Annotated in this window: 2 protein-coding genes; both read left to right on the top strand. The window is 30.7% G+C overall.

Going from position 1 to position 722, the window contains the following annotated elements; all coding sequences use genetic code 11:
* The coding region (locus U880_RS0106285) for a DUF228 domain-containing protein (protein ID WP_024655211.1) at positions 1-240 on the top strand (240 nt) is incomplete at its 5' end.
* A 33-nt stretch (positions 241-273) separates the two neighbouring features.
* On the top strand, positions 274-722 hold a 449-nt coding region (locus U880_RS0106280; protein ID WP_024655210.1), incomplete at its 3' end, for a DUF228 domain-containing protein.

Here is a 722-nt window from a genome sequence, read left to right as displayed (position 1 = left end):
ATAACATGTAATTTTTGTGGATACTTAGCTGCTAGTGATTCAAGTATCACAGTCTCAAATAAATTAGATTTTGATTCTAATGGAATGATTATAAAAGCAGAGAGTGGTGGGAAAAAAATGATTAATATTGTTGCACTTAGTGATGTATTTACTATTGATTTAGCAGAAGATGATTCTACTCGTAAAGGTCAATATAAGGTTTATTTTGTTAAAGTTGCAATTTATGGCAATAGGTCATAGCAAATTAAGTTAAATGTTAGAGGAGGTTAAGGAGTGTCTAGTAATATAACTCAGTTAATAAAAGATTATGAAGATAAACGTAATAAGCTGAAAGCATTAATGAAAAACCCAAGTGATGAGCTTGCTGTTTTTAGTAACAATACTGATTTTAGAGACAAATATCAACATTTTAGTAATTCAGGCGGTTCTGTAACAAGTAGTTGTGATAAATTTGAAAGTCATCCAAGTAAAGGCTATCCATATAAAAGAGGAGTAAAACTTGTTGCAAATCAATTTACTCAAGGACAACCACATTTTGAACCTCATGTAGAGGCCGGTGGTGGTGATGATTTATATGGGATATGTGTTGATATTGATGATTATACTGGTGTTGCAACAGTAGCACCAATAACAAATAGATTTGAAGGATATCTTGTTGCAAAAGATAATTCTATAAAATGCAAAGATAAACTTAAGTTTAACTCAGATGGTCAACTTGAAAA

It is taken from the genome of Borrelia hispanica CRI, assembly GCF_000500065.1.
Taxonomy (GTDB): domain Bacteria; phylum Spirochaetota; class Spirochaetia; order Borreliales; family Borreliaceae; genus Borrelia; species Borrelia hispanica.
Note: the sequence above shows the minus strand (reverse complement) of the source record. Positions and strands in the feature narration are given on the sequence as shown.